This is a genomic window from Kribbella koreensis (assembly GCF_039525325.1).
Taxonomy (GTDB): domain Bacteria; phylum Actinomycetota; class Actinomycetes; order Propionibacteriales; family Kribbellaceae; genus Kribbella; species Kribbella koreensis.
The window spans coordinates 123,433-147,038 of sequence record NZ_BAAAHK010000002.1; the positions used below are offsets into that span (position 1 = coordinate 123,433).

Here is a 23,606-nt window from a genome sequence, read left to right on the forward strand (position 1 = left end):
GGCTGTGGTGTTCAAGGTCACCGGATCCGGTTGACAAGGGGGCTGTAGGGGCGGGCGGAGTGTCACTGCGGGCTAGTCCGGCGTGAGGAGCGTTATCCGAGTTGGCGGCAGTAGAGGGCGGCTGGGGTGCCGGAGGAACCTACGCGGGTGGTGAAGGCTATGCCTGCGATGTATTCGGTGTCGGTGCACTGGCCTTTGTAGTTGTTGGGGGCGAAGTCGCCGCCGTTGGTGGGTGGGCGGTTGTCGCTTCGGTCGAACCAGACGGTTCGGGCGGAGGTGCCTTGGGGGAGGGCGGCGGAGGCACAGAGGGCGGAGGAGAGTCGGGCGCCACGGACGCTGTAGCCGATGACGAAGGAGCCTGGGGCGCATTGGTACTTCGTGTAGCCGGAGGCCCAGTCGGGGGAGACGTGGCGTTCGTCCTTTACCACTTCGTAGCCGGTCGAAGAGACGCCGGAGCGGCAGAGGGCCCGGTTGTTGGTGTGGGCCAGGGCGATCAGGCGGGTGCCGTCGGGGCAGGCGGCTTTGCGGCCGCCGGAGTCCCAGTCGCCGGCGGTTCGCATGCGGAGGGACTCGACGAAGTCGCCGTGGTCGGGGCTGAGCATCTTCCAGTGCGGCGTGGGTGGGATCTGGCCGGTTCTACTCGGGGCGGCAAGAAGGCGGGTCCACGCGGAGGCGCGCCAGTCGTCGCCGTCGTACAGGCCCATTCGGTGGCCGGCGGAATCCCAGTGCAGCAGGGCCCAGCCGTTGCCGGTTCGGTTGGTGTGCCAGCCGACCAGTGGCCAGTACGCGAAGTCGGCGTCGGTACGGATCAATTGGTCGATGAAGTTCTCGAACCAGGCGCGTGGTTTGGCGCCGGTCTCCTCGCGGCCGCCGACGCCGAATTCGCTGATCCACAAGGGGGCCGTGAAGTGGCCGTCCTCGCCGGTGACGAAGAAGGCTTGACGGTTGAGTTCGCTGATCAGGTCGGTGGGGGAGAGGTCCTGGTAGCGGGGATCACTGGTCTCGCCGGTGCCGGTCGCGCCGCTGTGGCGGGGACCGGTGTAGCCGTAGAAGTGCGCGGAGTAGACGAGTTTGCTGGACGCCACCAACGTGTGTGACAGGCCGCGGGCCGGCTCGAGGGTCGGGCGTTCGTGCGGGAAGCCGTCGACCGGGATACCGGTCCAGTTGATGCCTTCGACAACGATCAGCAGGTTGGGGTTGGCTTCGGTGAGGATGCGGTCGCCGAGGCGTTGGGTCGCGGCGAACCAGTCGTGGGCGTCGCCGAGGCCCCAGTTCGGGTCGTCGAGGATGTCACGGCGTACCTCGTTGTACAGGTCCGCTCCGACGACGCGGGGGTTGATCTTGTAGCGATTGACCATGAAGAGCCAGTCGCTCTCCCAGGCCTGGTCGGACTGGCTCTTGTTCCAGCGCTCGTTGCCGTCGATGCCGCAGCACCAGCGGGTCGTGTTCGTGTGATTGTTGAGGATCACGGCGAACCCGGCGGTGGTGAGCGCCTGTACGACCGCGTCGTACACCTGCAACGGCGTCTTCCCCCGCAGCTCAGGATTGGCCGCCACCGAAGCGTCCGTCACCGGGCGGGCGTCATGCATCATCTCATTGGAGAACGGCAACCGAATGCTGTTCAGCCCCAGCTCGCCGAACCCGCCGATGATGTCCGCAATCGCCGCCCGATCAAGCCCCAGCGGCATCCGCCCACTGTTCTCGCCCGCATGGTGATTGGCGTCGACCTCGCTGTCACCGGACCCGTTCCAGGTCCCGCTGGCCCCATGCCAATTCCCCGACCTCAACCGAAACCGGTCCCCGTTGGCATCCACAATCCACCGCCCCCGAGTACTGAGCGGCGGCACCCAACCAGGCACCACGTCAGCCCGGTACGCCGGTACGCCGCCCGACCCGGTCGCCGGGGACCCAACCGCCGCCGACTCGGCCGCTCCCCGCTCGGTCCCCACCGTGGCGCGGGCCGGCGCCAACCCCGTCGCCGGAAGTACCAACAGCATCGCGACCACGGCCGCCCTGACGATTCCGCGCATGGCTCACCCGTCCCCAGATCGGTGCACTCGGAACTCGCCATCATGACCGATCCCCGCCACCCGAACCAGATCTCGCGCAGCCCTTCGTGTCCGGGCCCACCACTGGTGGGCTCGAACACCAAACGGTGACCTTGAACAAGCTATTCGGTGTTCAAACCCACCGGAACCTGTTCAAGGTCGCCGGTTCTGGCCGAGGAGTTGGGTCGCGGTGCGGTGGATCGTTGCGGCTAGGGGCCAGTGGCCGGTTGGGTCAGGTGTTTTCGGGGGCAGGTGCTCGGCGGATGGGGGCGATGGTTGGGACGGGGGTGTTGGTGAGGAAGTCGAGGACCAGGGTGTTGACGAGGGCCGGCTTTTCCTGGGGCAGGAAGTGGGAGGTGCCGGGGACTACGGCGAATTCGGCGTTGGGGATGTTGTCGTACATTTCGACGGCGTGGGCGAGCGTCACCAGGTCGTCGTCGGAGAACATCACCAGGGTGCGGGCGGTGATCACGTTGAGGTCGGTGGCGCGCAGGTCGGGTTCCTTGGCGGCCATTTCGCCGATCTTGGTGGCGACGACGGGGAAGTGGTCCTCGCCGTCGGGGGAGACCTCGCCGTACGCCGGGCCGAGGAACTGGGTGATCGCCGGGACGTCCCACTCCATCTCCGGGCCCGCCTCGCCCGACTTGTTGAAGCCGCCGCTGATCAGCACGAGCCGATTGACCAGCTCAGGGCGTTGCATCGCGACGAGCATCGCGGTGAAGGCGCCGTCGCTGTGCCCGACCAGATCGGCCGGCCGGCCGATCACGGTCTCGAGGAACGCGATCGTGTCGTCGGCCATGAGCTGGTAGCTGATCGGCCCTTCGACATCCGGCGTATGCCCGTGCCCGCGCCGCTCTGGCGTGTAGACGTGGAAGTGCTCCGCCAGCGCGGGCGTGTTCGCCTCGAAGAACCGCGCATCCACCAGCCCGCCATGCATCAGCACAAGCGGCTCACCCGAGCCCGCCCCGTGCTCGTCGTACCAGGTCTTCACGGCCCCCAATTGCACGTACTCACCCATAACGCTCCCCAATGTCCGGATGCCGAAAAGCTACCCCACGGACCGGGCCTTGACTCGACCGGTGAGGGCCCGAACACTCACGGTTATGACACGACTCGCCCGCCGCCCAGGACGGGTCTCGCTAGCCGGCATCCTCACCGCCGCTCTGCTCGCGACACCCCTCTTCGCACCCACGACGACTGCCCTGGCCACGCCACAAGCAGACCCCGCACCCAGCCTGATCCCCAAGCCGGTCAGCCAAACCGCGCTCACCGGCCAGACCTTCACCCTGACCAGCTCGAGCGCGATCAACGTCGCCACCGACGCCGCCGAAAGCCAAGCCGCCGGCAAGGTCGCAGAACAGTTCGCCGCCAGACTGCGCGTCTCAACCGGCTACCCACTAGCGATAGTGCCGGGCACCGCCACCATCAAGCTCTCCACCAACGGCCCCGCCTCGCTCGGTGCCGAGGGCTACCAGTTGCGCGCCGACAGCACCGCGCTCACCGTCACCGCAGCAACCCCCGAGGGCCTGTACCGCGGCCTCACCACCGTCAGGCAACTACTGCCCGCCAAGTCCGAGGCGTCGACCCAGCAGGCCGGCCCGTGGACTGTAGCCGGTACGACGATTGACGACTCACCGCGCTACGCCTACCGCGGCACCATGCTCGACGTATCCCGCCACTTCTTCTCACTGACCGAGGTGAAGCGGTACATCGACCTAGCCGCGCTCTACAAGCTCAACAAGCTCCACCTGCACCTCTCGGACGACCAGGGCTGGCGCATCCAGGTCGACTCGTGGCCGCGGCTCACGACGTACGGAGGAAGCCTCGAGGTTGGCGGCACCCCAGGAGGCTTCTACACCAAGGCAGACTTCGCAGAGATCGTCCGGTACGCCGGTGAGCGCTACCTGCAGGTCATCCCCGAGATCGACACCCCCGGCCACACCAACGCCGCACTGGCGTCGTATGCCCAGCTCAACTGCAACGGGGTCGCCCCGCCGCTCTACACCGGCACCGATGTCGGCTTCAGCTCCCTCTGCGTCGCGAAGCCCGTCACGTACACGTTCCTCGACGACGTGTTCCGTGAGGTGGCCCAGCAGACCCCTGGCGACATCGTCCACCTGGGCGGGGATGAGGCGCACTCGACCCCGCACTCCGACTACCTGACCTTCGTCCCGAAGGCGTCCGCCCTTGTCACCAAGCAGAACAAGCGAGTGATGGGCTGGCAAGAGATCGCCGAGACCACCCTCCCGGCCAACAGCATCGCGCAGTACTGGGGCACCGACGACACCCGCTCCCGCGACCTGGCCCGCAAGGCCGCCGCCCAAGGCGCCAAGGTAGTCCTGTCCCCGGCCAACCGCGCCTACCTGGACATGAAGTACAACTCCAGTACTCCGTACGGCCTGTCCTGGGCCGGCTACGTCAGCATCCAGAAGTCCTACAGCTGGAACCCGTCCACCCTCATCCCGAACCTCCCCACCACCGCAGTAGCCGGCGTAGAAGCCCCCATCTGGTCCGAAACCCTCGACAACCTCGACAAGCTCGAATACATGGCCTTCCCCCGCCTACCAGGCATCGCCGAACTAGGTTGGTCCCCGTCCTCCGCCCTCGACTGGACCACCTACAAAACCCGCCTAGGCGCCCAAGGCTCCCGCTGGGACACCCTAAGCATCAACTTCTACCGAGCCCCCGAAATCACCTGGCGCTAGCCGCCCCCGGGCTCGCCTGCTCGTGGAGCGGCGCCGGGGCACGTTGTGTGACCCCGGCGCCGCTTCGTTCCTTTGGTTCGGTACCTCCTCCAGCTGGGTGTTTGATGAGCCGGTGATTGGTCAGAGAGCAGCGGCCACCAGGACCGGTGTCGACCAGGCGCCGGTACCTAGTGCGTTGGTGCCACGGATCCGGAAGTACCACGCCTGTCGAGCGATGGTTCCGGTCGTGACGGTCGTGACGGCTCCGAGGTTCGTGGTGCCGGCAACCGTCGTGAATGCTGGGGTCGCGCTCCATTGGATGGTGTAGCCGGAAGCTCCGGCGACACCGTTCCAAGTGAGGGTGACCCGCTCCCCGCTCCCTTGCCGTACGGCGCTGCCGACCAGGGCTGTCGGCACGGCCGGGACGTCGACGGTGACGGTCAACGCCGGGGTGAATGCCGAGGTTCCGGCGGTGTTCTCGGCGGCGACCCGGTAGACGTACGTGGAACCGAGTGCCACGCCGGTGTCGGTGAACGTGACGTTCCCGGTGCCGGCGCCGGCGGCCCTTGTCGCGATCCTGCTGAACGTCGTGCCGCCGTCGGTCGAGCGCTCGACCGCGAAGCCGGACTCGTTGCTCGCGTTGTCACGCCAGGTGAGCACCACCCTGGGAGGCCCTGCCTGCAGCGCCGCCGTGAGCAGTGTCGGAGCTGCCGGGAGGTTGACGCCGAGTTCGCTCGAGGTCGACTGGACCGACATGGTCGGGAAGCCCGACCCGTAGCCGACCGTGTTCACAGCCTGTACCCGGTAGCGGTAAGGCGTCGTCGCATTGGACGTCGGGTCGACCGTGACCAGTGTTGATCCCTTCGTGTTGGTCTGGTTGAGCGGCGATTGCACCGTTGAGACGGTGGTCCAGTCGATGCCGTTGGTCGTGCGCTGGACGACGAACGACGTCTCGGTGATCGAGTTGTCGGTCCAGGTCAGGCGCACCCTCCGGTTGGCGCCGGTGCCGGTGAAGGTGAACGCGAGGTTCTCGGCCTTGAGCGGCGGCATCGCGAGGCTTACCGGTCGCATCATGTCCATTTCCTCATGGGACAGGATGTGGCAGTGGTAGACGTACTCCCAGCCGAAGTTGACCAGCTGGTTGGTGATCGCCGCCGTCGGATTGCCCTGCGGGTCGATGCTGTTGAAGCCCACCGTCGACCCGATCGGACTCATCGGACTGAGGGGCCGTACCGAGTTCGGTACCTCGAACGGCACCTTCGGGATGATCGGGCGCAGCGCCACGATGGTGTCCTCCAGCGGACTGATCCGCACCGTGTCCTTCCAGCCCAGCTCGCCAGGGTCCGGCGGGATGATGATGTTGTCCCACGTCACCCGGTTCAGCACCTGGACGTCGAAGAGGTGGAAGTGGATCGGGTGCGTGTCCACCCCGTTGTGGGTGAAGCGCCAGATCTGCGTGCCGTCCTTCAGGTCACTGATCGGACTGGCCTTGACGTCGGCGGTCGGCAGCTTGGTGCCGTCGATCAGTTCGGTCTGTGGATTGACGTACGGGTACAGGGTGACGTTCTGTTGCCCTGGACTCGGTGGTTGGGCCTCGAGGCCGAGGTTGGCCTGCATCCGCCCGAACTCGTCGAAGGTCGAGGAGTTCATCTCGTCGTGCATCGCCTTCGGCTCCAGCTTCATGGACACCTTCGTGGCCGGCGACCGCAACGTGTTGAAGCCGAAGGTGCCGGTGTCGTTCACCCGGACCAGGCCGTCACACCGCTGTACGTTGGTGTTCGCGACGTTGCAGTTGCTGCTGGCGGCGAACGACGAGCCGTACGCCGAGTTGTAGGCCGCCTGACCGACGACGATCGGGTTCTGCCCCGACTCGAAGACCCCGGAACCGTTGGCCTTGTGCGTGAACGCGGCGCGGAGCTTGGTGAGGTCGAACGCGGCCGCGGGCGTGCTGGCGGCGATCGTCACCTGCATCACCGTGCGGGTGTTGGGGCCGTAGCCGGCCAATGGGGTCGGGGCGCCGGCCGGGCGGAGGTCCGGTGCTCCGGTGTAGTAGTCGTACGACGGCACCCTGGCCGGGAACGCGGCGGGAGCGTCGTTGTAGAGGATCAGCGTCTTGCCGGCGAACTTCGAGAAGTCGACGATGACGTCGGCCCGCTCCGCCGGTGCGAGCAGCAACGACGACTTGTCGACGTTGCCCACGTCGAACCGGGTCGGGTCGGTGATCCAGGTCGTCGGCTGCTGGCCGTCGATCACCGCGGGAGCGGGCAGGAAGCCACCCTCGTTGGCGATCTGAACCCAGTCGGGGCCGAAAGCGTTGTTGTTGGCGCCCACCGGTGTCGGTGACACCGTCGGATCTGTTTGCGCTGCCTGGAGCTCGTTGGGCTTCAGCGCGACCTCGGTGGTGCCGTCACCCTGGGTCGGATCGGCGGTGTACCACTGGAGGTTGAAGAACCGGTCGTTGGCGGCGTTGAGCATCCTCAGCCGGTAGCTCTTCGGCTGCAGCGTCACCTTGGGGTAGGCCACCCCGTTGACGATCGGGGTGTCGTTGAACTGCTCCATCCCTGCTGAGATGTTCGGCGTCCCGGGGATCTGCTCGGGCTCACAGAACGGATCGGTCTGGTACTGCCACGTCGACGGGACGTCGAGCTTGCAGGCGGGGTCGAAGTACGGGTTGGCGATCGGGCCGTTGACCGTGCCGGTGGCCGGCGGCCAGAACCATGGCCCGTACATCCAGCGGCCGTAGGCACTCATCCCCGAGGGGTCACCCGGGTTCTGTGCAGGCATGTAGACGTGGTGGTACCAGAAGCTGCCCTTGGCGCCCCAGCGTTGCTCGTCCCAGGTGGGGTCCTGCAGCTTGAGCTGGGCCTGGTCCGGGGTGAACGTCCGGTCCTGCACGATCAGCGGGAGACTGTCGGCCTCACCAGGGATCGTGCCACTGCTGACCAGCGCCTTCTCCGTGTCGTCGGTGATCAGGTAACCGGCGGCCTCGCCGGCGTACACGTTCAGCCGGGTGATCCCCCACGAGTGATCGTGGTAGAACATCATCCGCGCACTCTGCTGATTCGTGTAGTAGAAGGTGGAGCAGCCGTCGTCGGCGGCGGCGCAGACCTCGGCGCCCGAGCCGTCGACCATGTCAGGCACGGTGCGAACACTCACACCCTGCGGCCATGGGGTGTTCTCCCCGGCCGGCGTGATCCACTGGTGCGGCGTACCGTCGCTGATCCACGGCGTGACCCCGCCATGCAGGTGCAGCGTGGCGCGGTTGTCCTTGAAGCACCCGGCGTCCTTCGGGTACTGCGTACAGGCCGGGTTGCGTACACCGTCCATGACGGTGCCGGCGTTGGTCGGTGCGGCCTGCCCGGTCGGGCCTGTGCCCGATCCCATCATGGTGCTGTCGGTGGGCAGGAACAGATCACCGGCGGCACCGGTGGGCAACAGGTTGCGGAAGACGATCCGTACCGGCTTGTCCTTCGTCGCGGCGATGATGGGGCCGAGCCATTGCGGCGAGGCGACACCGGTGTAGCCGGCGATCTGCTGCCGGGTGCCGTCCACCAGTTCGTTGTAGAGCGGCACCTGCCGTCCCGGAACTCCAGGGGTGGATAGCTGCACGTAGCCGCGGACCAAGGTCGGTGGCAGGTCTGAGGAGAACTTCGTCCGGTACTGCACCAGACCGATGACGTACTCGTCGCTCGCCTTGCCGTTGTAGGTCTTGGCCTCCGGAACCGCGGTGGGAATGAACTTCGCGGCCGGCCCCATCGCCGGGGTACTCGGCGCCAGCGGGCAGCCCGTACCGTCGGTGCCCGGGTTGCAGGTGACCGGAAGCTCGTCCTGGAACTTCTTGAGGCCCGGGGACAGGTATCCGTTTCCAGGCGTGTCCACGGTGATCCCGCTGATCGAGCCGACGTCGGTGACTGCCGTCACGGCCGCCCCTGTGCCGGTCCCGGTCGGGTCGGTGACCGCGACCGCCGGCGTACTCGTGTAGCCGGTACCGGGGTCGGTCACGGTGGCAGCGACCAGCTTCAGATCGGCCGTGGCAGTGGCCGGGGTGGACCCGGTGATCGGGTCGAAGATCGTGCCGTCGCGAACCGTGACTGCGGGCGCCGTGCTGTAACCGGAGCCGGGTGAATCGACGACGACCGCGGTGATCGTGCCGTTGGCGTTCATCCCGTCGACCGGGTCGCCATTGGCGATCATCGGCACGTGTCCCTTGGCGACGGTGCCGTTGGGATCGTCGGGCAGGTCGAAGTCGACAGTCGGCATCGTGTAGCCGCTGCCACCGTCGGCGATGTGAACGGCGTCCACGCCCCCAGAGGCGGTCGCGGTCGCACCGGTGCCACCGCCACCGGTGATCGCGACGCCGAACCCGCTATACCCGGTGCCGGCGCTGCCTACTGTGAGGTTGACGACCGCGCCGGTCGGGTTGACCGTCGCAGTCGCGCCGGCCGGCGTACCAGTGCTGCCATCGACGGTCACCGTCGTCGTCGCGTCGTAGTCGTGACCGGGAGCCGTGACCGTGATCGATGTGATCCCACCGGTCGCCGGGTCGACCTGGGCCACAGCCGCCGCCCCGGTCCCCGTCCCGTTGATCTTCACCGCCGCGGTCGACAGCGTGGCCGGGCTGTTGGCCCAGTTCGGATAGGGCCCGAAGTAGTGCGGGACCTTGGTCTCGTCAGTCGGCGACACCGGACCCGCAGCGGACACGCGCGCCGGCGTGACCGCACTGACGGGCCCCGCCAGCCACGTCATGGAACCCGCGATCACCGCCAATACCGTCAAGCACGTGGTGGATCTTCTGACATTCACGATCAGCCTCCCTCTGGACTCGGATCCTGCCTGGATCGCCCCCCAGTCCCCTGCGCCAAGCAGTCCCTTTCAGGGTCGCGACATCCGTCGGCGGAGCCAGAGCCGAAAGAGTTCGAGGATTCATGCCATAGGTCCCTTGACCCGGCCGCCCAGGCACACTCACAGCGTTGCCTCCGGCCACACCGTGCATCACCGCTCGATCCGATTGACCGGTGCTGAGGTCACCTGGACTCGTCGCCGAAGCGGGCCAGGTAGTGCCAGACGCGTTTGAGGGCTTGGGGGTCGTGCTGTCCGAGCGCCGCCGCGTCGCCGAGGATTGACGGCGTCAGCCAGCCGTCTACTTCGATCGACAGGCCGAGGTCTACGTACTGCCGGCCTCTGTAGTCGGGATGGCGGCATAGGTCGTCGGTGGTGAGGCGGAAGCCGGCGTGCCACTCGATTGGGCAGGGGAGTCGGCGGGCTGCTTGCTCGATTGGTGTGCCGCGGTGGCTGGGGTCCAGGACCAATGCCTCGACGTCGCGGTCCAGTCGGACCGGGCCGTGGATCTGGGCTTCGACGTAGTTGTCCAGGGCATCTCGGTCGTCGGCCTCGGCCAGGGCGTCGGCGGTCAGGCGGAAGTGAGCGGAGCCGAAGCGCGGCGCTGCGCCGGTGGGCTGGTGCCGGTAGTTGAGGGCGCCGTAGACCCGCCGTCGCGGTCGGGGTGGAAGTTGAGGGTGATGCGGAGGGTTTCATCCAGCGGCGGTCCCGAGGAGAGAGCGGTGACGTGGCCCAAGGCTCGGTCGGGTGCGGAGGGCGGCGGCACGGTGGAATGGTAACGGCCCGGACGGAGACGTCCGGGCCGTTCGGTTCTTGCCTACTTGGAGCGGTGCTGCTGGGCTACCTCTTTGAGGTACAGGGCGCTTTGCTTGGGGATTCGGGCCTGGGTTTCGTAGTCGACTCGGACTATGCCGAAGCGTTTGTCGTAGCCGTAGGCCCATTCGAAGTTGTCCAGGAGGGACCAGGCCAGGTAGCCGCGGATGTCGGCGCCCTGTTGGATGGCGGAGGCTACCGCCGCTAGGTGGGAGGCGAAGTAGGCGGTGCGGCCTTCGTCGGCGACGTAGCCGGTGGTGTCGGCGGTGTCTTCGAAGGCGGCGCCGTTTTCGGTGATGACCATGGGGACGCCGGGGTAGTCCTTGGAGATACGGACCAGGAGGTCGGTGAAGCCTTCGGGGACGATTTCCCAGTCCATGGCGGTGCGGGGTCGGTTCAGGGGGAGGGTGCGGGTGATGGGGAGACCGTCTTCGCCGGCCGTTTCGCCGTTCTCGCCGAAGCCGGTGAACTTCTGGCTGAAGTAGTAGTTGATGCCCAGGACGTCGAAGGGGGCTGAGATGGTGGCCAGATCTCCTTCCTGGATGGGGATCTCGATGCCTTCGGTGGCCAGGTCGGCGATGACGTCGGCCGGGTAGTGGCCGTGGACGAGCGGGTCGAGGTAGAGCCGCGCGCCCATACCGTCAGCGCGACGGGCTGCCTCGAGGTCCGGCTCCAGGTCGCTGGCCGGGTACGCCGTTGCCGCGTTCAACGTGATGCCGATGTCGAGCTTGCGCGGCGCTGCCTCCCGCATCCTCTCGGTGGCGAGACCGTGGCCGAGCAGCAGGTGGTGGACCGCGGCAACAGCGGCCGGGTACTCCTTCCGGCCCGGCGCATGGGCGCCGTACGCGTAGCCGAGCATCGCCGAGCACCACGGCTCGTTCAGTGTCGTCCAGGTGTCGACCCGGTCGCTCAGCGCGTCGAACACGAGCATCGAGTAGTCCGCGAACCGGTACGCCGTATCGCGCACCGGCCAGCCGCCCGCGTCTTCGAGTTCCTGCGGCAGATCCCAGTGGTACAGGGTCACCCAAGGATCGATGCCCTGGGCAAGCAGTTCGTCGACCAGCCGGTCGTAGAACGCGATCCCGGCCGGGTTCACCCCACCGCGACCGCCCGGCTGCACCCGCGGCCAGGAGACCGAGAACCGGTACGTGTCCAGCCCGAGGTCCTTGATCAGGGCGACGTCGGCCGGCATCCGGGTGTAGTGCTCACAGGCAATGTCACCCGTGTCGCCATTGTCGATCGCGCCGGGCACCTTGCAGAAGGTGTCCCAGATCGACGGCGTGCGGCCGTCGACGTCGATGGCGCCCTCGATCTGGTACGCCGAGGTCGCGACGCCCCAGCGGAAGCCCGGTGGCAGGGTGTCGATCAGGGCCTGCTCGGCCGCCGGCGCGGTGAACGCTGTGGAGGTGGGGGCAGCGGTGCTGTTCATAGGCGTGTGTACGGCGCCCGCCGGTGGGCGAGCGCCGTACTGGCTCCCTTCGAAAGGTAGAGGTGAGAGATCAGCCGACCGGAACGCGACCCGGCAGCCAGCAGGCCACCTCGCGGTTCGGGTCGTTCCTGGCCTCGGGTACGCCGAGGACGGGGATCTCCGTCGAGCAGCGGTCGAACGCGTGCGGGCACCGCGGGTGGAACGCGCAACCGGTCGGCATCCCGCGCAGGTCGGGCGGGGATCCGGGGATCCCGGCCAGTTCCTTGCGCGGACCGCGCAGCGCCGGGAAGGACTTGAGCAGTCCTTCGCTGTACGGGTGCAGGGAGTCCTTGTAGAGGTCGGCCGACTTCGCCTGCTCGACGATCCGGCCGCCGTACATGATCGCGATCCGGTCGGAGAACTCGACCAGCAGCGACAGGTCGTGGGTGATGAACAGCACCGAGAAGTCGAGCCGCTCGCGCAGTTCGACCAGCTGGGCGAGGATCTGCCGCTGCATGACCACGTCGAGGGCCGTGGTCGGCTCGTCCATGATGACGACCTGGGGCTCGAGCACGAGCGCCATCCCGATCATCACCCGCTGCCGCATACCGCCGGACAGCTGGTGCGGGTAGGCGTCCATCCGATCCGCCGAGATGCCGACCAGCTTGAGCATCTCCTTGGCCCGAGCGACCCGTGCCTCCTGGGTGAGCTGCGGCTCGTGCGCGCGGATCACGTCGAGCATCTGGGTGGAGACCTTGTGCACCGGGTTGAGCGAGTTCATCGCGCCCTGGAACACGATCGACGTCTCGGCCCAGCGGAACGCGCGCAGTTCGGAGTTGCTGAGCGCCATCACGTCGTACGGCTCGCCGCCCGGCGGGTGGTAGATGACCGAGCCGCCGCTGATCACGCCGGGCGGCGGGAGCAGCCGGGTGACGCCGTACGCGAGCGTCGACTTGCCACTGCCGCTCTCGCCGGCCAGCCCGAGCACCTCACCGCGGTGCAGGGTCAGCGTGACGTCGCGGACCGCCTGGACGGCCTGGTCGCCCAGACCGTAGTCGACGTTGAAGTTCTTGATTTCGAGCACTGGCGGCTTCATGCGGCGCCCTTCGCTTCGTCAGTGGCCTTCCGCACCACGGGCGTGACCGGGTCCTTCTTGCCGTTCTGGGACAGGACCGGGGTGAACCCGACGCGCATCTTGACCGTGTGGCCGTCGGCGGTCTTCACCTTGGTGTGGCCGCTGCTGCGCAACCGCGGGCTGACGAACTCGTCGATGCCGAAGTTGATCAGCGACAGCGCCGTACCGAGGATCGCGATCGCGAGACCGGCCGGGACGAACCACCACCACGCGCCCTGGGCCAGGGCCTGCTGGCTCTGCGCCCAGAACAGGATGGTGCCCCAGTTCCACTCGGAGATGGTCGAGATGCCGATGAAGGCCAGGGTGATCTCGGACATGACGGCGAAGATCACGGTACCGACGAAGCCCGACGCGATGATCGCGGTCAGGTTCGGCAGGATCTCGACCGTGATGATCCGCCAGGTGCTCTCACCGGTGGCCCGGGCCGCCTCGACGTAGTCACGCCGTCGCAGGGAGAGGGTCTGCGCACGGAGTACTCGCGCTCCCCAGGCCCACGACGTCAGACCGATGACCAAGGCAACCATCAGGTCGCCCGCGCCGGGGATGGTCGAGGCGACGATGATGATCAGTGGCAGGGCCGGGATGACCAGGAAGACGTTCGAGAGCGCGGACAGGGTCTCGTCCGCGGCGCCACCGAGGAAGCCGGAGCTGACCCCGATCAGGACCGACAGCGCCGTCGCGATGATGCCGGCCAGCAGGCCGACGAACATGACGCCGCGGGTGCCGACCAGGATCTGGCTGAAGATGTCCTGGCCGAGGTGCGTGGTCCCGAACCAGTGCTTGCCGGACGGGCTCTGGAGGATGTCGCTGCTGCGTTTGGACGGATCGAACGGCGCGATCCACGGCCCGATGATCGCGATCAGGCAGAAGAAGGCGAGCGTGACCAGTCCGGTCGCGGCCTTGCCGTTGGCGACGAACCGCAGCCGCTGACGCTTGGCCGGGGCGGTCGCCGCGGCCGGCCCACCGGGGGTGACCGCCGTGATGGTGCTGGCTGGTGCGGACATCGGTCAGCCCTCCTTGCGGGTGCGGGGATCGAGCAGCAGGTACGCGACGTCCGCGAGCAGGTTGGCGACCAGCACCGAGAGCGTGATGATCAAGAAGATGCCCTGCAGCAGCGGATAGTCCTTGGAACCGACGGCCTGGAACAGGTTGTAGCCGATACCGGGATAGGAGAAGACGATCTCCACCAGCAGCGTGCCACCGACGATGAAGCCGAGCGAGAGCGCGAAGCCGGACACGTTCGGCAGCAGCGCGTTGCGGGCGGCGTAGCTGACCATCACCCGCCGCTCGGACAGGCCCTTGGCGTGCGCGACGGTGATGTAGTCCTCCGACGCGACGGTGACCATCATGTTGCGCATGCTGAGGATCCAGCCGCTGACCGAGGAGATCAGGATGGTCAGCGCCGGCAGCAGGCTGTGCTGGATCGCGCTGCCGATGAACTCGCCGTTCCAGGATGGCACCAGGCCGGGCTCGTAGCCGCCGGACGACGGGAAGAAGCTGCCTGCGCCGGCCAGCAGGGTGATCGCCAGCAGACCGAGCCAGAAGTACGGGATCGACGAGATGAACGTCGTCACCGGCAACAGCCCGTCCATCCAGGAGCCGCGCCGCCAGCCGGCCAGCACACCGAGCCCGGTACCGAGCGCGAAGCTGACGATGGTGGTGATACCGACCAGCAGGATGGTCCACGGCAGCGACTGGGTCAGGATCTGCGACACCGGCGCCGGGAAGAAGGTGAACGACGTCCCGAGGTCACCGTGGAAGATCTGGATCCAGTAGTCCTTGTACTGCGAAAGCATGCTGGCGTTCTTGTCCAGCCCGAACAGCACGTAGAGCGAGTGGACCGCCTCGGTGCTGATGTTGCCCTGCTGCTTGTTGATCAGCGACTGGACCGGGTCGCCCGGGATCAGCCGGGGGATGAAGAAGTTGATGGTGACGGCTGCCCATGCGGTGAACAGGTAGAACGCGATCCGCTGCAGAAGGAACTTCACTTCGCGGCCCCTTCCTCGTAGAGCCAGCAGGCGGCCCAGTGTTCGCCCTCGCCGGAGACGATCGGCAGCTCGAACCGCGGCGGCAGCTCGGTGGAGCACTTCGGCATCGCGTGGATGCAGCGCGGGTGGAACCGGCAGCCCGTCGGCGGTGCGATCAGGCTCGGCGGCTCACCACCCGCGGTGTCCTCGGGAGCGTCCTTCGCGTCCCCAACCCGGTCGAGCCGGTCGGGGTCGGGCGCGCTCTCGATCAGCAGCCGGGTGTACGGGTGCGCCGGGTTCTGGGTGAGGGTCTCGGAGTCGCCGCCCTCGACCATCCGGCCGGCGTACATCACCAGGGTCTCGTCGGCGAAGTACCGGGCCGAGGCGATGTCGTGGGTGATGTAGAGGATCGCCAGGTTGAGGCGTTCCTTCAGGTCACGCAGGAGGTTCAGTACGCCGAGGCGGATGGAGACGTCGAGCATCGAGACCGGCTCGTCGGCGAGCAGCACCTCGGGGTTGGCGCCGAGCGCGCGGGCGATCGACACCCGCTGGCGCTGGCCGCCGGACAGTTCGTGCGGGAACTTGTCCAGGTAGCGCTCCGGCGGGGTCAGCTGGACCCGCAGCAGCAGCGCGTTCAGGTTCTGCTCGAGCTCGGCGGAGCCCTTGCCCGCCCGGCCGTGGATCTTCAGCGCGCGGGTCAGGTGGTACCGCACGGTGTGGACCGGGTTCAGCGAGGCGAACGGGTCCTGGAAGATCATCTGTACCTGGCGGCAGTACGCGCGGAAACCGCGGCCGCCCTTGACAGTGATCGTCTCGCCGTGCAGCCGGATGTCGCCGGCGGTACGGCCGTACAACTGGGCCATCAGCCGGGCCACGGTCGACTTGCCCGAGCCGGATTCGCCGACGAGTGCGGTGACCCGCCCCCGGCGAAGCGTCAGCTGGATGTCGTCCACCGCGTGCACTGCCTTGCGCTCCTTGGTGAACAGGTCGCGCAACCCCCGGCGGACGGGGAAGTGTTTGGTGAGGCCGTCGGCCTCGAGGACCACGTCGCCCGTGGTCACCGGTTCTGTCTCGGTCGCCGTCATGACTTGTCGATGCTCCTAGCTCGATCGCGGCACCGCGGCCGGATCCCCAGGTGGTGGGATCCGGCCGCGGTCTTGTGCTCAGGCTCCGGAGGGCTTCAGCTTCAGGACGATCTCGAGCGCGTTCTGCTGGGTCGGCTGACCCGGTGCGTACGGGTCGGCGTCGCTCGGCCAGCCGGACCAGTTCTTGGTGCTGTACAGACCGCCGACGTTGGACGCCGAGGTCGGGATGATCGGCATCTGCTCGACCATGATCTTCTGCAGCGTGTTCAGCGCGGTGGTGCGAGCTGCCTCGTCGGCGGCGTTCGCGTACTCGTCGAGCGCCTTGGTGGCCTCCGGCGAGTTGAACCGGCCGTAGTTGCCGCTCACGCCGCCCTTGCCGATCGGCTTGAGGATCTTGCCGTCCATGATGTTCTGGTAGATGTCGAACGGCGTCGCGCCACCGTTGGTCCAGTGCATCGCGGCGTCGAAGTCACCCTCGTCGATCTTCTTGAACCAGGCGTCCTGGTTGGCCTTGTCGACGGTCGCCTTGATGCCGATCGTGGACAGGTTGTCCTTGATGATCTCGAGGTCGGTGATGTAGTCGGACCAGCCGGCCGGGTCGGTCAGCGTGATCGTGACCGGCTTGCCGGTCTTGTCCTTCAGCACGTCGCCCTCGAGCTTGTAGCCGGCGGCGGCCAGGTCGGCCTTCGCGCCGTCGACGTCGACGACGTGCTTCTTGTCCTTGTACTCCGGGGCGATGAACGACTCACCAGCCGGCGTCGGGATGCCGGTGACGGACTCGACCTTCGGGTAGAAGTACCCGGCCTCGCCCTGCTGGAAGATGTCGTCGCGGTTGATCACCTTGTCCATCGCCCGGCGCAGCGCCGGGTCGTCGAACGGCTTGCGGGTGGTGTTGATCCACAGCCCGTGGATGCCCAGGTTGGCCGGGAAGAACAGCTTGTGGTTCTTCTCGTCCTTCGACTGGTAGACCGCCTTCACGTTCGGGACGAAGACGAAGCTCCACTCCGAGGCGCCGTTGGCCAGCGCGGTGGTCTGCGCGTTGTTGTCGTTGTACGAGGTGTAGCGCAGTTCCTTGATCTTCGGCAGGTCCTGCCAGTACGAGTCGCGGACCGTCAGCGTGGTGGTCTGCGGGGTGAACGACTTGACCGTGTACGGGCCGGTGCCGATCGGGTTCTTCAGGATGTCCTTGGTCGGGTCGCTGATCGCCGACCACTGCTTCTTCGACACCACGAACACGGTCAGGACCTTGTTCTGGTTGGTGAACTGCGACCGGGTGAAGGTCAGGTCCACCTTGTTGCCCGACGCGGTGATCGTCCCGTAGGGGATCGCGTCGGTGTTCAGGCCCTCGTTGTCCTTGCGGAGCTGGAACGAGTACGCGACGTCGTCGGCGGTCATCGGCGTACCGTCGGAGAACTTGACCCCGTCGCGGATGGTCAGCGAGAGCTTGGTGAAGTTGGCGTCCCACTTCCACTCGGTGGCCAGCCACGGCTTGCCCGGCTCGGCGGGCTTGATGCCGTTGATCATCACCAGCGGCTCGAAGATCATCCAGCGGTAACCCAGCGACGCACCGGCCGACGAGCCGAGGAACGGGTTGTGGTTCTCGGTCTGCGGGCCGTTCGGCATTCCCACGTTGAGCACGGTGGTGGTGCTGCCGCCCGTGCCGGCGGTGTTCTTGCTGTCGTCCCCGTTACTGCAGGCAGCCATCAGGGCTGCCGCGAGCACGCCCGTGAGGGCTAGCGCGACTGAGCGTCGAGCTCGCATCGTTCCTCCTGTGTTTCGTCCAACTGGTTGGCGGATGACAGTGGGATGACTGTCGGGTGGTGCCTGGGGGGCCTTCGCATCGTGCCGTGAAAGCGCTCTCATGGGAATATCGGCGGCGCTAACAGATCGGTATCGGTGCTGATCGGTGACGGATGCTTTTCACCGGCGGCGGAGCGGGGGCAGCCACTCCGCCGCCGGAGTCTGGTGACTAGCGGTTCACGGTGTGGCGGGCGGTCACGGGGGCGGTTGAACTGCGGACGATGAGGGTCGTCGGCAGCACTTGGGGCTCTTCCGGCATCGGACTGCCGCCGAAGTAGCCCATCAGCATCCGGGCCGCCGCCTGACCCATCTGGCGCATCGGCTGATGCACCGTGGTCAGCGGCGGTTCGGTGTGCTGGGCGTAGGGGATGTCGTCGAAACCGACCACCGACACGTCGTTCGGCACGTTCCGCCCGGTCTCCCGGACGGCCTGGATGGCGCCGCCGGCGGACAGGTCGTTGTGCGCGAAGATCGCATCGAACTTCAGTCCGGCGTCGAGGGCCTGCTGGACGCCCTTGCGGCCGCAGTCATGGGTGAAGTCGCCTTCGAAGACGAGTCTCGGGTCGAGCTCGATCCCGGCCGCCGCGTAGGTGTCGCGGAAACCGTCCAGGCGTTCCTGGGTACAGCCGAACCAGTCCACGCCGGTGATCACCAAGGGCTGGTGCCGGCCGAGCTCCAGCAGGTGCTGGGCCGCGGCCGCGCCACCGGCGCGGTTGGTGGTGGCGACGGACGGGAAGACAGGCTGCTTGGCCCGGTCGTCGATCAGGACGACGGGCAAGCCGCGGGAGTGCAGTTGTTCGATGTAGGCGAGCGTGCCTTCCGGCTCGATCACCAGCAGGCCGTCGAAGGACTGGGCCGAGACCTGGGAGGCGAACTGCTGCATGGACTCCTCACCCCGGTTGCAGGTGAACAGCAGCAGGCCGTAGCCCTCGGACTCGACCACGTCCACGGCGCCCTGCAGCACCTCGCCCATCCAGGGCCAGGTGAGCGAAGGGACCAGCATGCCGACGATCCGGGTCCGGCCGCGGGCCAGCCCGACGGCGCGGGCGCTCGGCACGTAACCGAGCTCCGCGATCACTTGGCGGACCCGCTCGGCGGTGCGCATGTCGAGCTCGCCCTTGCCGTTGAGGACACGGGAGACGGTGGTCTTGCTGACGCCTGCACGGGCGGCGACATCGGCGATGGTGATCGACACTTCAGCTCCCCTCGGGCGGTTGGGGTTCATGTTGCCGCGACGTGTCCGGAATGTTCGGAACCGGTTTCGGAAGCGGTTCCGTAGAGTGAAGCCGAGTGAGTCAGCTCACGTCAATCACGGTGCGATAACGAATCACGACTAAGTTCACGATTTGTAAGAAGTCCTTCGTTGTCTTGACCGCGGACCGGGGTGGTGCGGTGGGGGAGGCATCGAGCACAGCGTCTCCAGGCCCTTCCGGACCGGCGCTGGTGCATGATGGAGTGTCGGCCGAAAGATCGATTTTCAGCCGCCGGCCGGCGCAGACCCCGAGGGCGGAACACACAACGATGGATGGACGCCGGACCACTGTGCGCGACATGCGCAGGTCCAACCGCTCCGTGCTGCTCACCAGCATCTACCGCGACGGACCGCTGAGCCGGTTCGAGCTGGGACACCAGACGTCGCTGAGCGCCGCGAGCGTGAGCAACCTGGTCGGCGAGCTACTCGACGAGGGCGTGGTCGAGGAGGCCGGCTCGGTCGAGTCCGACGGTGGCCGGCCCCGCGTGCTGCTCCGGGTCGCCCCGGCCTTCGGGTACGTCGTCGGCGCGGAGGTCGGCGAGACGCGGGTCAGGGTGGAGCTCTTCGACCTGGCGATGAACCAGCTGGCGACGAAGGTCTACCCGATCGAGACGCCGAAGCCGGACCCTGCGCTGGTGGTCAAGTACGTGCTCGCCGGGCTGTCCGAAGTACTGGCTCAGGCTGGGATCGCTGAGGATCGCGTGTTGGGCCTCGGTGTTGCTGTGGCTGGTGTCGTCGAGGGGCCGGCTGACGCGGTCGTGCATGCGCAGACGCTCGGGTGGGACGCGGTTCCGCTGGGTGCGTTGCTCGCGGCCAAGACCGACATTCCGATCCAGGTCGACAACGGCGCGAACACTCTCGGCCAGGCCGAGATGTGGTTCGGGGCCGGCCGGGGTGCGACCGATGCCGTGGTCGCGCTGGTCGGATCCGGCGTCGGCGCCGCGCTCGTCACGGGCGGCACCAGCTATCGCGGCACCCGCAGCAGCGCGGGCGAGTGGGGCCACACGACGATCATGTACGGCGGACGCCGGTGCCGCTGTGGATCGGACGGCTGTCTCGAGGCGTACGTCGGTGCGGAAGGCGTGCTCGATCGGCATCGACTGGCCGGCGGCAGCGAGGTCTCCTTCGGGGCTGACGAGGAAGCCGCCTTCATCGCGCTGCTCGACTCGGTCGACTCGTCCGAGGCCGCCGCGAAGGTGGTCGAGGACACGATCGGCTACCTGGGCGCTGGTTTCGCCAACCTGGTCAACCTGTTCAACCCCGAGCGGATCGTGCTCGGCGGTTGGTCCGGACTGTTGCTGGGCGAGCGCTACCTCCCCGAGTTGCGCGCGGCCACTGCTCGGCACGCGTTGCGGCAGCCCTATGCGCAGGTTTCCATCGAGCTGTGCGAGCTCGGTCGTGACGCGGTCGCCATGGGTGCCGCGACGCTGCCGATTCTTCGCTTGCTCCGCGACGGCGGCACCACCTCGCGTGCGCCACGCAATCTCACCGCGCGCGCTCGCTGACGCCGGCTTTCTGCTCGGACGGTTCCGGAACCTCGCTCGCTATTCGGGGTTCAGGACTTCAACTATGCTTTGAAAAAACCCGCCTACTACCCCTTGGGGGTCACCGATGGTCGAGCTCTCCCCGCTCCGGCAGGACTTCGTCTGGGGTACCGCAACGTCGGCGTACCAGATCGAAGGTGCGATCGATGCCGATGGCCGGCTGCCGTCGATCTGGGACACGTTCTGCCGGGTTCCCGGCGCGATCGACAACGGTGATACCGGTGACGTCGCATGTGATTCGTACAACCGCTGGCCCGAGGATCTGGAGCTGATCAAGCAGCTCGGTGTCGACGCGTACCGGTTCTCGATCGCCTGGCCGCGGATCTTCCCGACCGGCTCCGGCGAGGTCAACGAGGCCGGTCTCGCCTACTACGAGCGGGTCGTCGACGACTTGCTTGCCAATGGCATCAAACCGTTCGTCACCTTGTACCACTGGGATCTACCGCAGGCGCTGCAGGATCTCGGCGGCTGGGAGAACCGCGAGACGGCGTACCGGTTCGCGGAGTACGCGGCCGTCGTCGGGGCGCGGCTCGGCGACCGGGTCACTGACTGGGTGACGCTGAACGAGCCGTTGTGCTCGGCCTGGATCGGCCACTGGGAAGGGCGGATGGCGCCTGGCATCAAGGATCACGAGATCGCTGTGCGGGTGTCGTACAACCTGATGCTCGCGCACGGGCTCGGTGTCGCGGCACTGCGCGAATCGGCGCCCAAGCCGCCGCAGGTCGGACTGGTCGTCAACCTCAGTGGCATCGAGCCGGCTTCGACCGCTGCCGCTGACATCCGTGCGGCGCAGGTTGCCGACGGCCACGTCAACCGCTGGTGGCTGGACCCGCTGTTCGGTCGCGGCTTCCCGGCGGACATGGTCGAGGTGTACGGCGTCGAGCTGCCCGAGCAGCCCGGCGACGCCGAGATCATCGCGGCGCCGACGGACTTCGTCGGGCTGAACTACTACTTCCGGCAGATCGTGAAGGCGGACGAATCCGTTCCTGTGCTGGGATTCAGCCAGGTTCCGGGTCCGAACGTCACGCACACGATGCTCGACTGGGAGGTCCACCCGGCGGGTCTGGAGGAGCTGATCCTCCGCCTCGCCAAGGAGTACGGCGCCGAAAAGATCTACATCACCGAGAACGGCTCGGCCTGGGTCGACCAGCCCGACGCCGACTTCAACGTCGACGACACCGACCGAACCGCCTACCTGGACAGCCACCTGGCCGCTTGCGTCCGCGCCGTCGAGCAGGGCGCCCCACTCGCGGGCTACTTCGCCTGGTCCCTGATGGACAACTTCGAATGGGCCTATGGCTACGCCCCCCGCTTCGGCCTCGCCTACGTCGACTACCCCACCGGCAAACGAGTCATGAAAACCAGCGGCAAGACCTACACCGACCTCATCAAGACCCACCGCAATCTGAGGGGTTAACCCCCCAAACGCAAGGTTGCCCCACCAGATTCTGGTGGGGCAACCCACCATCTCGGGGGTTAACCCCCGAGATGGGCGTGGTTGGGGTGGGGGTTGGCTAGAGGGTCCACTTCTGGGCGGCGGTGCCGTTGCAGGTCCAGATTTGTAGGCGGTTGCCGTTGGCTGTGTTGGCTGACGGGATGTCTACGCACTTGTTGGCCTGGGGGTTCACCAGGTCTTGGGCGCCGGTGTAGGTGAACTGCTGGGCGGGGTTGCCGCTGCAGGTGGCTATCTGGAGTTTGGTGCCGTCAGCGGTGCCGCCGCCGGCTACGTCCAGGCACTTGCCCAGGGCGCGGATGGTGCCGTCGCCGGGGCGGGTCCACTGCTGGGCGGCGGAGCCGTTGCAGTCGTAGAGTTGTACCGGCGTACCGTCGGCCGAGTTGGCCGCGGCGACGTCCATGCACTTGCCGAGCGCCTTGATCGCACCGCCGGTACCGCCGCCACCGGAGGTGAGCTGGTTGACGCGGACGTAGTCGATCGTCATCGTCTGCGGCATCACCGTGCTGCCGTCGGGGTAGCCCGGCCAGTAGCCGCCGACCGCGACGTTCATGATCAGGAAGAACGGGTGGTTGAAGACCCAGGTGTCGCCACCGAGGTCCGCCGGGGTGCGGCGCTGGTACTGGACGCCGTCGACGTACCAGGTGATCGCGCCGGGCTCCCAGTCGACCGTGTAGGTGTGGAAGCCGTCGCGGAAGGCCTGGCCGTTGGGGGAGTTGTACCCCGCGCCGATGCCCTCGGCGCCGGAGTAGCCCGGGCCGTGAATGGTTCCGTGCACGGTGTTCGGCTCGCGGCCGATGTTCTCCATGATGTCGATCTCACCGTTGTTCGGCCAGCCGCCACCTTCGGCGCCGAGCATCCAGAACGCGGGCCAGACCCCTTGTGTGCCAGGGATCTTGATCCGCGCCTCGAACCGCCCGTACGTCTGGGTGAAGGTCTGAGCGGTGAGCAGCCGGGCCGACGTGTACTGGCACGGGCCGTAGTGGCACTGGAAGCCGCCGTTCTCCTGGCGCGCCGTGATCACCAGGTTGCCGGCGCCGTCCTTGGCGGAGTTGCGGGTGCTGTTGGTGTAGTACTGCCGCTCGTCGTTGCCCCAGCCGGAGCCGCCGATGTCGTAGCGCCACTTGCTGGAGTCGGGGGCCTGGCCGGCCGGGCCGTCGAAGTTGTCCTCCCAGATGACCGGTCCGACCGCGTTCGCCGCCATCGGCGACGCGGCCGAGTCGACAGCGGAGGTACCGGCCGTTGCGGGGGACTGGAGCAGAGCGGTGCCGACCAGTGCGGCGCCTGCGGCGAGCAGGGCGGCTGACCGGAACCGGGTACGCGTGAGCCTCATGCGTGCCTCATTTCTCGCGCGGCCGGAGCGTGATGTCCGGCCGTTGGGGGCGGGGGGCGGACTGTCGCGAGACAGGGTTTCGCTGGGTGGCAGCTTGCTGTGAGAACGCTCTCAGGTCAAGACCACACATAAATATAAGCTGTGAAAAAAGTGGCGCCCTGACGTTGACACGGCTATTCACCGATGGTTATCTCAAGCTGACCACCAGTTGCGGCGAGGGCAGACGCCGGTACCTCGGGGTCCTA

At 67.2% G+C, this 23,606-nt stretch carries 16 protein-coding genes; 4 read left to right on the top strand and 12 right to left on the bottom strand.

Features of this window, described 5'->3' with window-relative positions; genetic code table 11:
* Positions 1-92: 92 nt before the first annotated feature.
* Complete coding sequence (locus ABD116_RS02820) at positions 93-2,030, bottom strand: glycoside hydrolase family 5 protein (protein WP_343964454.1); 1,938 nt, start codon at positions 2,028-2,030, stop codon at positions 93-95.
* Between the two features lie 250 nt (positions 2,031-2,280).
* Positions 2,281-3,066, bottom strand: coding sequence for an alpha/beta fold hydrolase (locus ABD116_RS02825; protein ID WP_343964456.1), 786 nt, complete (start codon positions 3,064-3,066; stop codon positions 2,281-2,283).
* A gap of 85 nt (positions 3,067-3,151) precedes the next feature.
* Between ABD116_RS02825 and ABD116_RS02830 the strand changes: the two genes are divergently transcribed.
* Positions 3,152-4,753: a beta-N-acetylhexosaminidase gene (locus ABD116_RS02830; protein ID WP_343964458.1), complete on the top strand. Its 1,602-nt coding sequence runs from the start codon at positions 3,152-3,154 to the stop codon at positions 4,751-4,753.
* 120 nt (positions 4,754-4,873) lie between these two features.
* Here the strand turns inward: ABD116_RS02830 and ABD116_RS02835 are convergent, their stop codons facing one another.
* Both ABD116_RS02835 and ABD116_RS02840 read right to left on the bottom strand, forming a co-directional pair.
* On the bottom strand, positions 4,874-9,433 hold the full coding sequence (locus ABD116_RS02835) for a multicopper oxidase domain-containing protein (RefSeq protein ID WP_343964460.1): 4,560 nt from the start codon (positions 9,431-9,433) through the stop codon (positions 4,874-4,876).
* A 323-nt stretch (positions 9,434-9,756) separates the two neighbouring features.
* Entirely contained in the window at positions 9,757-10,131 is a 375-nt protein-coding gene (locus ABD116_RS02840; RefSeq protein WP_343964878.1) for a DUF3626 domain-containing protein, read from the bottom strand.
* Here ABD116_RS02840 and ABD116_RS02845 point away from each other — a divergent pair.
* Positions 10,021-10,350, top strand: coding sequence for a hypothetical protein (locus tag ABD116_RS02845; RefSeq protein ID WP_343964462.1), 330 nt, complete (start codon positions 10,021-10,023; stop codon positions 10,348-10,350). The genes ABD116_RS02840 and ABD116_RS02845 overlap by 111 nt on opposite strands.
* 38 nt (positions 10,351-10,388) lie before the next feature.
* Here the strand turns inward: ABD116_RS02845 and ABD116_RS02850 are convergent, their stop codons facing one another.
* The 7 genes from ABD116_RS02850 to ABD116_RS02880 form a co-directional block, all read right to left on the bottom strand.
* On the bottom strand, positions 10,389-11,813 hold the full coding sequence (locus ABD116_RS02850; protein WP_343964464.1) for a GH1 family beta-glucosidase: 1,425 nt from the start codon (positions 11,811-11,813) through the stop codon (positions 10,389-10,391).
* 70 nt (positions 11,814-11,883) lie between these two features.
* Entirely contained in the window at positions 11,884-12,888 is a 1,005-nt protein-coding gene (locus ABD116_RS02855; RefSeq protein ID WP_343964466.1) for an ABC transporter ATP-binding protein, read from the bottom strand.
* Positions 12,885-13,931 (bottom strand): ABC transporter permease, encoded by a 1,047-nt coding sequence (locus tag ABD116_RS02860; protein ID WP_343964468.1) that lies wholly within the window; start codon positions 13,929-13,931, stop codon positions 12,885-12,887. Before ABD116_RS02860 ends, ABD116_RS02855 begins: the two co-directional genes overlap by 4 nt.
* Positions 13,932-13,934: 3 nt before the next feature.
* Complete coding sequence (locus tag ABD116_RS02865) at positions 13,935-14,915, bottom strand: ABC transporter permease (RefSeq protein WP_343964470.1); 981 nt, start codon at positions 14,913-14,915, stop codon at positions 13,935-13,937.
* Positions 14,912-15,979, bottom strand: a complete 1,068-nt coding sequence (locus ABD116_RS02870; RefSeq protein ID WP_343964472.1) for an ABC transporter ATP-binding protein — start codon at positions 15,977-15,979, stop codon at positions 14,912-14,914. Before ABD116_RS02870 ends, ABD116_RS02865 begins: the two co-directional genes overlap by 4 nt.
* 78 nt (positions 15,980-16,057) lie before the next feature.
* Positions 16,058-17,740 carry an ABC transporter substrate-binding protein gene (locus tag ABD116_RS02875; RefSeq protein WP_343964474.1) on the bottom strand — a complete coding sequence of 561 codons (1,683 nt, stop codon included), beginning with the start codon at positions 17,738-17,740 and terminating at the stop codon, positions 16,058-16,060.
* A gap of 208 nt (positions 17,741-17,948) precedes the next feature.
* Entirely contained in the window at positions 17,949-18,974 is a 1,026-nt protein-coding gene (locus ABD116_RS02880) for a LacI family DNA-binding transcriptional regulator (protein WP_343964476.1), read from the bottom strand.
* A 356-nt stretch (positions 18,975-19,330) separates the two neighbouring features.
* Between ABD116_RS02880 and ABD116_RS02885 the strand changes: the two genes are divergently transcribed.
* Together ABD116_RS02885 and ABD116_RS02890 are read left to right on the top strand one after the other, a co-directional pair.
* Positions 19,331-20,536, top strand: coding sequence for an ROK family protein (locus ABD116_RS02885; protein ID WP_343964478.1), 1,206 nt, complete (start codon positions 19,331-19,333; stop codon positions 20,534-20,536).
* A 106-nt stretch (positions 20,537-20,642) separates the two neighbouring features.
* Entirely contained in the window at positions 20,643-21,992 is a 1,350-nt protein-coding gene (locus ABD116_RS02890; RefSeq protein WP_343964480.1) for a GH1 family beta-glucosidase, read from the top strand.
* Positions 21,993-22,089: 97 nt separating this feature from the next.
* Here the strand turns inward: ABD116_RS02890 and ABD116_RS02895 are convergent, their stop codons facing one another.
* The gene (locus tag ABD116_RS02895; protein WP_343964482.1) at positions 22,090-23,361 is read right to left on the bottom strand and encodes a family 16 glycosylhydrolase; all 1,272 of its coding nucleotides are present in this window, start codon (positions 23,359-23,361) and stop codon (positions 22,090-22,092) included.
* Positions 23,362-23,606 lie beyond the last annotated feature (245 nt).

Coding starts and splice junctions, on each gene's coding strand:
- ABD116_RS02820 (WP_343964454.1), bottom strand. CDS start 2,030: ATGCGCGGAATCGTCAGGGCGGCCGTGGTCGCGATGCTGTTGGTACTT.
- ABD116_RS02825 (WP_343964456.1), bottom strand. CDS start 3,066: ATGGGTGAGTACGTGCAATTGGGGGCCGTGAAGACCTGGTACGACGAG.
- ABD116_RS02830 (WP_343964458.1), top strand. CDS start 3,152: ATGACACGACTCGCCCGCCGCCCAGGACGGGTCTCGCTAGCCGGCATC.
- ABD116_RS02850 (WP_343964464.1), bottom strand. CDS start 11,813: ATGAACAGCACCGCTGCCCCCACCTCCACAGCGTTCACCGCGCCGGCG.
- ABD116_RS02855 (WP_343964466.1), bottom strand. CDS start 12,888: ATGAAGCCGCCAGTGCTCGAAATCAAGAACTTCAACGTCGACTACGGT.
- ABD116_RS02860 (WP_343964468.1), bottom strand. CDS start 13,931: ATGTCCGCACCAGCCAGCACCATCACGGCGGTCACCCCCGGTGGGCCG.
- ABD116_RS02870 (WP_343964472.1), bottom strand. CDS start 15,979: ATGACGGCGACCGAGACAGAACCGGTGACCACGGGCGACGTGGTCCTC.
- ABD116_RS02875 (WP_343964474.1), bottom strand. CDS start 17,740: ATGCGAGCTCGACGCTCAGTCGCGCTAGCCCTCACGGGCGTGCTCGCG.
- ABD116_RS02885 (WP_343964478.1), top strand. CDS start 19,331: ATGCGCAGGTCCAACCGCTCCGTGCTGCTCACCAGCATCTACCGCGAC.
- ABD116_RS02890 (WP_343964480.1), top strand. CDS start 20,643: ATGGTCGAGCTCTCCCCGCTCCGGCAGGACTTCGTCTGGGGTACCGCA.
- ABD116_RS02895 (WP_343964482.1), bottom strand. CDS start 23,361: ATGAGGCTCACGCGTACCCGGTTCCGGTCAGCCGCCCTGCTCGCCGCA.